The sequence below is a fragment of the Streptomyces sp. NP-1717 genome (genome assembly GCF_022695985.1).
GTDB lineage: Bacteria > Actinomycetota > Actinomycetes > Streptomycetales > Streptomycetaceae > Streptomyces.
The window spans coordinates 1-7,116 of record NZ_JAAPBF010000296.1; the positions used below are offsets into that span (position 1 = coordinate 1).

Below are 7,116 nucleotides of genomic sequence, written 5' to 3' on the forward strand. Positions count from 1 at the left end.
AGCTCACCGCTGCGGATCGCCCGCAGCGCCTTCGGCATCTTCAGCGCCGCGTGCGCGACGAACGCCCCGAAGAACACCCACGCCCCGTAGAAGTGCAGCCGGTAGAAGGAGCCGGGGAAGAGGTAGTCCAACTGGATGTTGAGCACCCCGGTGACGAACTCGAACAGCGCACCGCCCACCAGCAGCACCAGCGAGATCCGCTCCAGGGCGTGCGCGAGTGACGTCACCGGCGGCAGCGTGAACAGCCTCGGGATCACCGACCAGAGCTTCGCCAGCAGCACGGGGATCAGCGCGATGCCCACCGTGACGTGCAGCCCCTGGGTGAGGCGGTAGAGCCAGTACGGGTGGGTCGGCCAGTCGAAGAGGTAGAAGCCCAGCCAGCCACGATCCGGTGTCTTGTCGTTGACGGAGGCGAGATCCGGGTTGTACGCCGCGTACGACAGCAGGCCCGTCACGAACAGCAGCGTGAGCCCGGCCAGCAGCACGAGCCCGAGCACCGCGGTGAACCGGACGCCGCGCACCGGACTGCGCCAGAAGCCGGGTTCGGTCGGCAGCGCCGGCCGCGCGCCGGCGGGACGTTTCGAGAGCCGTGGGGGGTGGTCCATGCCGCGACCGTAAACCCGCGCACCCACCGGAGAGCTGGTACGACTTCTGACGAAATGGTGACGTGGCCCCGCCGCAGCGCCACGACCCGCCGCCCGCTGCATAACGTGCCGGGGTGAAGACGGATGAACGAGGACACCCACTCGGCGACAAGGACACCGGCCCGCACGCGGACCCGGACACCGGCGCGCACGCCGACGTCCACGGACAGGAACGCGAACGCACCGGCCGCCCGCACCGCCTGGATCTCGTCGCCGCCGCGGCCGGCTTCGCGCTCGTCACCGCCGCCGCGCTCGTCGGCCGGTCGGTCCAGAGCGCGAACGGCACCCTCCAGGTCAACTGGCCGCCGCTGCTCGGCACCTGGGACCCCCGCGTCGGGCCCGGCACCCCCGCCGCGCTCGCCGTCGCCGTCCTGATTATCGCGTACGGCCCGGGTCTCGCCGCCCGGCTGCCGTGGCGCGCGCTGCTCCTCACCACCTGGGCCGCCGCCCTGGCCTGGACGTTCTCGCTGGCGCTCGTCGACGGGTGGCACTGGGGCGTGGCGCGCCGGCTCACCACCAAGAACGAGTACCTCACCGTCATCGACCGCTTCGCCGACATCGGTACGACGCTGCGCGGCTTCAGCGAGCACATCGTGATCGGCCCGCCCGGCAACTGGCCCGCCCATGTCGCCGGTCATCCGCCGGGCGCCACCCTCACCTTCGTCTGGCTCGACCGGATCGGCCTCGGCGGCGGCTCATGGGCCGGGGTCTGGTGCATCGTGGTCGGCGGCTCGGCCGTGGCCGCCGTACTGGTCACACTCCGCGCGCTGACCGACGAGCGCACCGCGCGTCGCGCGGTCCCCTTCCTGGCGCTGGCCCCGGCCGCCGTCTGGATGGGCACCTCGGCCGACGGCTACTTCGCGGGCGTCGCCGCCTGGTCCCTCGCCCTGCTGGCGCTCGCCGCGACGCGTACGGCACGCTTCCCCGCCGCCGCCGCGCTGGGCGCCGGGCTGCTGTACGGGTTCACCTGCTACCTCTCGTACGGGCTGACGCTCATGGCGCTTCCCGGCCTGGGGGTACTCGTCCTGGCCCGCACCGCGCGCCCGCTGCCCCTGGTCCTGGCGGGCGCCCTGGTGGTGCCCGTGGCGTTCACGCTCGCGGGGTTCAACTGGTGGGAGGCGTACCAGGAGTTGGTCGTGCGCTACTACCAGGGCGCGGGCGGGGTGCGTCCGTACTGGTACTGGATCTGGGGGAACCTCGCCGCCACCACCCTGGCGGTCGGCCTCGCGACGGTGGCCGGCCTGGGCCGGGTGTTCGCACTGGCGCCCCGCGCCGTACGGAACGTCCGAGGCGGCCGCAGCGACCTCTCAACCCCCGTACTCCGCCTGGCCGTTCTGGTCCTGGCGGCGCTGCTCGCGATTCTCGCCGCCGATCTGTCCGGGATGAGCAAGGCGGAGACGGAACGCATCTGGCTGCCGTTCATGCTGTGGCTGATCCCCGCCACCGCCCTGCTGCCCGGCCGCCGGCGATGGTGGCTGGCCGGGCAGGCGGCCGTCGCCCTGCTGGTCAACCACCTCGTCTTCACCGGCTGGTGAGACCGCTGCCGGGACCGCTGCCGGGACCGCCCCGGCCGGTCACATGACGGTCGTCGTGACCACCGTCAGCACGACGATCGCCGTCAGCGCGTCCTCGGCCGCCTTGACCGCCTGGCGCACCGCCGGTCCCGCCCACTGGCCGTGCGCGACCTTCTCCATGTTCACCTTGGCGGTCGCCAACTGCGGCTTCTTGTACAGCAGTCCGTGCAGCTTCGCCCCGTGCAGCAGGGCCACCAGACTCGCCGTGCGCTCGTCGGGAGCCGCCCCGCGCATCACGACCTCGTCGAGCCGCCGGCGCAGCGCCGACTCCACCGAGCCGTCGGCCTCCGGGTAGCGGCGTACGGGGAACAGGCCGAGCACCTTCTTCTTCTCCTCGCGGATCAGACCCTTGGCCACGAGACTTCCCGTCGTCCCGGCCACGGCGCCCTTCTTCAGGTGCTCGATCCACTCCTTCGTCTTGCGCGGCTTGCGCTTCTCCTGGCCGGAGATGTCGGCCAGCGCCGCGTCCAGGGTGGGGTCGTCCAAGGGCGCCGCGTCGCGGACGGTGACCTGGTCGTCGTCCACCTCGACGCGGCCCGCCAGCACCAGTTCGACCAGTGACGCCGCCGCGATCGCGTAGGAGACGTTCACCGACTCCTTCTCGGCCCCGGACTCGTCGTCCAGCGACAGCAGCAGCAGCTGCTCGCCCAGCGTGGTCTCGACCGGTGTGTTCGTCGGCGTATTCGTGGCGAAGTCCATGACGCTCGTCTCTCCTCGAACCGTGGGGGTAATCAGCCGTTCTCCCTCTGGGGACGCACGGGGCACGCGATTGGCTCCCGCCCGGCGAATCGGTCCGGTTTTCCGGTCACGGATCGGACCGGTACACCGTGCCGATCCACGCCTAGCGTGAGGCGGGAACACGAACACACGCACCTGAATCACGAGGAGTTCCGAGATGCGACGACGCCGTATCGGTGGGCCCGGCGGGCCCCTGGCCAGTGCGCTGTGCCTGGGCGCACTGCCCTTCGGCAGCAGCGTGGACGAGAAGACGTCCTTCGCGATCCTCGACCGGTTCGTCGAGGCCGGCGGCAATCTGATCGACACCGCCAACAACTACGCCTTCTGGATCCCCGGCTCCACCGGCGACGAGAGTGAGACCACGGTCGGCCGCTGGATGGCGAGCCGGGGGGTCCGGGACGAGGTGCTGATCTCGACCAAGGCCGGCGCCCGCCCCAGCGTCCCCGGCACCGGCCTGGAGACGGCCGAAGGACTGTCGGCCGGTGTGATCCGCCAGGCCGCCGCCGACAGCCTGCGGCGGCTGGGGACCGACCGGATCGATCTGTACTGGACGCACATCGAGGACCGGTCCGTCCCGCTGGAGGAGACGCTCGGCGCGCTGGACGAACTGGTGAAGGTCGGCCGGGCCGGGCTCGTCGGCTGCTCCAACCACACCGCGTGGCGCACCGCGCGGGCACGTGACCTCTCGCGCGCCAACGGCTGGGCCGCCTACACCTGCGTGCAGCAGCGCCAGTCGTATCTCCAGCCGCGCTTCGACACCGGCCTGCCGGAGTCCGGGCACGTGCATGTGACCCCGGAACTGCTCGACTACGTGCGCAGTGAGCCGGATCTGACGCTCATGGCCTACTCGGCGCTGCTCTCGGGCGCCTACACCCGTACGGACAAGCGGCTGCCGGCCGCGTACGACCACCCCGGCACGGCGGCCCGCCTCGCGGTGCTGCGCGAGGTGGCGGACGAGCTGGGCGCGAGCCCCAACCAGGTGGTCCTCTCCTGGCTGATGGGGGCGGATCCGGCGGTGCTGCCGATCGTGGGGGTCAGCTCGGTGGCACAACTGGACGACGTACTGGGCGCGTTGGAGGTGGAGCTGCCGGCCGGGACACGGGCCCGGCTGGACGTGGCGGGGGAACCGGCGGAGCAACGGGGCTGATCAGGAGGCCGGGCCGCCGGCCTCGCCGATCGCGTCGGCCAGCCGTCGTACGGCTCCGGCCACGGCCGTGTCGGCGAGGTTGCCGTACCCGATCACGAGCGTGGCGCCGCGCGCCGAACCGCCCTTCCCCGCCCCGTACTCCGCGAGGTCCGCCAGCCGTACGTCACGCCGGGCGGCGCCACCGACCACGTCCGCGGCCGCGCACCCCGTCAGATGGAGCAGCAGATGGAATCCGGCGGCGGCCCCCGACACCCGGTGCCGGGGCAGCCGTTCGGCGATCTCCGTGAGGAGGACGTCGCGGCGCCGGCGGTACCGCAGCCGGGAGGCGCGCAGATGCCGGTCGTACGACCCCGACCGGAGGAACCCGGAGAACGCCGCCTGGTCGATCACGGGCGGCGGCGAACCCACGGCGTCCGCCGCGTACAGCCCGTCGAGCAGCCGGGGCGGTACGGCGGCCCAGCCGATCCGCAGCGCGGGGGAGAGCGTCTTGCTGAGCGAGCCCAGCAGGGCGACGCGTTCGGGGTCCATGCCCTGGAGGGTGCCGACGGGGTGGCGGTCGTAGCGGAACTCGGCGTCGTAGTCGTCCTCCATGATCAGCCCGTCCGTCTCCCGTGCCCAGGCGATGAGTTCGGCGCGGCGGGGCGGGGTGAGGACCACGCCGGTGGGGAACTGGTGGGCGGGCGCCACGATCACCGCCCGGACGTGCGGCTCGCGGCGCAGCAGGTCGACGCGGAGACCGGCGTCGTCCACGGGGACGGCGACGGGCGTCAGGCCCGCCGCCGTGACGGCGGCGCGCAGCCGCGACCAGCCCGGATCCTCCAGGGCCAGATGGGTGTGCCCGGCGGTGCGCAGGGCGCGGCTGAGCCGGAGCACTCCGTCCAGGGTTCCGCCGCACACGACGAGCTGCCCGGCGTCGAGTGCGGCGCCCCGGCCGCGTACGAGATAGGCGGCGATCCGCTGCCGCAGCCCGTCGTGGCCGGCCGGGTCGGGATAGCCGAACTCGGCGGGGGTGAGGGAGCCGGCCGCATCCCGTACGGCGTCGGCCCACCGCTTGCGGGGGAACGCGCGGAGGTCGGGCATGCCGGGCAGCATGTCGAACTCCGGCTTCCAGGGCTCGTGCCGGGGCCTTCGCTCGTACGAGGGGGCGGGCCCGGCCGCCGTCGTACGGACACGGGTGGCCGATCCGCTCCGCGCCTCGAAGTACCCCTCGGCGACGAGTTGCGCGTACGCCTCCGTCACCACCCAGCGGGAGCAGCCGAGGTCGGCGGCGAGCGCCCGGCTGGGCGGCAGAGCGCTGCCGGGCGCGATACGGCCGCCGGCGACGGCCGCCCGCAGGGCCCGGACGAGCCGCAGGTGCAGGGGGCCTGCGGCCCGTTCGCCCAGGTCGAGGAGGGTGCCCCAGGCGGGGTCGGTGGGTTCGTGCGCCATCACGGCTCGCGGTCCGGATCGTCGGGGCCGACCGGTCGGCCGGGGTTCGGAGTACCCGTCGATGGTACGTACGTGCCCCGCCCTACTCCTTCGGAGCGGGCTCCGGCGCCGGTGGCGGGTTCTTCGCCGGCTCCGAGCGCCGGTAGGAGTACGCGAAGTACACGACGAGCCCGATCGCGAACCAGATCCCGAACCTGACCCAGGTCTGCCACTGGAGGTAGGTGATCAGCCAGAGCGACGCCACCACCCCGATCGCCGGCACCACCGGCATCCCCGGGCAGCGGAGGGAGTGAGCAGCCCGAGGGTGCGGGTGAGTTGCTGGCCCTCCGGGCCCTCGGAGTCCTGGATGGTGTCGATGGGTTTACGGCGCATGACGCCTTCGCCCGCTCGGAATCCTGCCATTTCGCGACTCCTTCCCGAGGTTTTCAAGGCTTCCCGAGACTTGCGACAGTGCGCCATGGTCGCGGATGGCCGTCGAGGGGGGAAGACGTGCGGTGTGCGGGCCCTGTGACTGGACCGTGATGCACGGAACTTGTTGGGCCGGTGACGCTGAAGTTAGGTTTGCCTTAGTTTCGTCCGGGCCGACTCCGGGCTGCCGTCAGGGAGGCTTTCCCACCGTGTCCACACACCTCACTCGCCGTATCAGCGTGGCCGCCGCGGTCACGGCACTCGCCGTCTCACTCTCCGCGTGCGGTGGCGACGGCGACGAGCCTTCGGACAAGGCCGGGCCGGGAGCCACTCACGCCGTCAAGACCGCCATGGGCGAGGTGAAGGTCCCGGACGACCCCAAGCGTGTCGTCGTCCTCGACACGGACGCGCTCGACTCCGCGATCACGCTCGGGATCACTCCGGTCGGTGCCACGACCGCCGTCGCGGGCACCCCGTTCTCCACCTATCTGCCGCAGGACGAGCTCAAGGGCATCAAGGCGGTCGGGCTGATCGCCGAGCCGAACCTCGAAGCGATCGCCGCCCTGAAGCCCGACCTGATCCTGAGCAGCAAGGTCCGTGACGAGAAGAACTACAAGCCGCTGTCGGAGATCGCCCCGACCGTTTTCTCCGACACCACAGGTCCCAACTGGCGGGAGAACTTCGAGCTGCACGCCGACGCCCTCGGCAAGTCGGCGGAGGGGAAGAAGATCGCCGCCGCCTACGACTCCCGGATCGAGGAGCTGACCACGACGCTCGGCGGCCCGGAGGCTGCGAAGAAGACCACGTTCGGCTTCGTCCGCTTCGTGGAGGGCGCCGACACGCGCCTGTACCTCAACGACACGTTCGTCGGCTCGATCTACGGCGACCTCGGCGTGGGCCGCCCCGCCAACCAGGACAAGACCGGCTTCTCGCTCGACGTCAGCCCCGAGAAGATGGACCAGGCCGACGCGGACGTCGTCTTCTACTCCACCTACGGTGACCCGAAGAAGGCCAAGGAGACCGACATCATCGGCGGTCCGCTCTGGAAGAACCTGGACGCGGTGAAGGCCGGGAAGGCGTTCAAGGTCGACGACAACGTGTGGATGCTGGGCATCGGTTACACGGGCGCGGGCCAGGTGCTGGACGAGATCGAGAAGAACTACGGCGGCGCCGCGAG

Annotated in this window: 5 protein-coding genes and 2 pseudogenes; 3 read left to right on the forward strand and 4 right to left on the reverse strand. The window is 71.8% G+C overall.

Going from position 1 to position 7,116, the window contains the following annotated elements; genetic code table 11:
• Nucleotides 1-605 (reverse strand): annotated as a pseudogene (locus GXP76_RS32570) (hypothetical protein); the annotation flags it as partial.
• A 113-nt stretch (nucleotides 606-718) separates the two neighbouring features.
• Here GXP76_RS32570 and GXP76_RS32575 point away from each other — a divergent pair.
• A complete protein-coding gene (locus tag GXP76_RS32575) occupies nucleotides 719-2,179 on the forward strand; it encodes a hypothetical protein (RefSeq protein ID WP_374363437.1) in 1,461 nt (486 codons plus the stop codon).
• A 39-nt stretch (nucleotides 2,180-2,218) separates the two neighbouring features.
• On the opposite strand, the gene GXP76_RS32580 is transcribed toward GXP76_RS32575, so the two are convergent.
• Nucleotides 2,219-2,917 carry a GPP34 family phosphoprotein gene (locus GXP76_RS32580; RefSeq protein ID WP_242575224.1) on the reverse strand — a complete coding sequence of 233 codons (699 nt, stop codon included), beginning with the start codon at nucleotides 2,915-2,917 and terminating at the stop codon, nucleotides 2,219-2,221.
• Nucleotides 2,918-3,113: 196 nt separating this feature from the next.
• Between GXP76_RS32580 and GXP76_RS32585 the strand changes: the two genes are divergently transcribed.
• Nucleotides 3,114-4,103 (forward strand): aldo/keto reductase, encoded by a 990-nt coding sequence (locus tag GXP76_RS32585; protein WP_242575225.1) that lies wholly within the window; start codon nucleotides 3,114-3,116, stop codon nucleotides 4,101-4,103.
• Here the strand turns inward: GXP76_RS32585 and GXP76_RS32590 are convergent, their stop codons facing one another.
• Together GXP76_RS32590 and GXP76_RS32595 are read right to left on the reverse strand one after the other, a co-directional pair.
• On the reverse strand, nucleotides 4,104-5,531 hold the full coding sequence (locus GXP76_RS32590; RefSeq protein ID WP_242575226.1) for a PLP-dependent aminotransferase family protein: 1,428 nt from the start codon (nucleotides 5,529-5,531) through the stop codon (nucleotides 4,104-4,106).
• Between the two features lie 82 nt (nucleotides 5,532-5,613).
• Nucleotides 5,614-5,817, reverse strand: a pseudogene (locus tag GXP76_RS32595) (amino acid permease C-terminal domain-containing protein); the annotation flags it as partial.
• A gap of 331 nt (nucleotides 5,818-6,148) precedes the next feature.
• On the opposite strand from GXP76_RS32595, the gene GXP76_RS32600 reads away from it, so the two are divergent.
• Nucleotides 6,149-7,116, forward strand: a 968-nt coding sequence (locus GXP76_RS32600) for an ABC transporter substrate-binding protein (RefSeq protein WP_242575227.1), incomplete at its 3' end; no start/stop codon positions are given.

Coding starts and splice junctions, on each gene's coding strand:
- GXP76_RS32580 (WP_242575224.1), bottom strand. CDS start 2,917: ATGGACTTCGCCACGAATACGCCGACGAACACACCGGTCGAGACCACG.
- GXP76_RS32585 (WP_242575225.1), top strand. CDS start 3,114: ATGCGACGACGCCGTATCGGTGGGCCCGGCGGGCCCCTGGCCAGTGCG.
- GXP76_RS32590 (WP_242575226.1), bottom strand. CDS start 5,531: ATGGCGCACGAACCCACCGACCCCGCCTGGGGCACCCTCCTCGACCTG.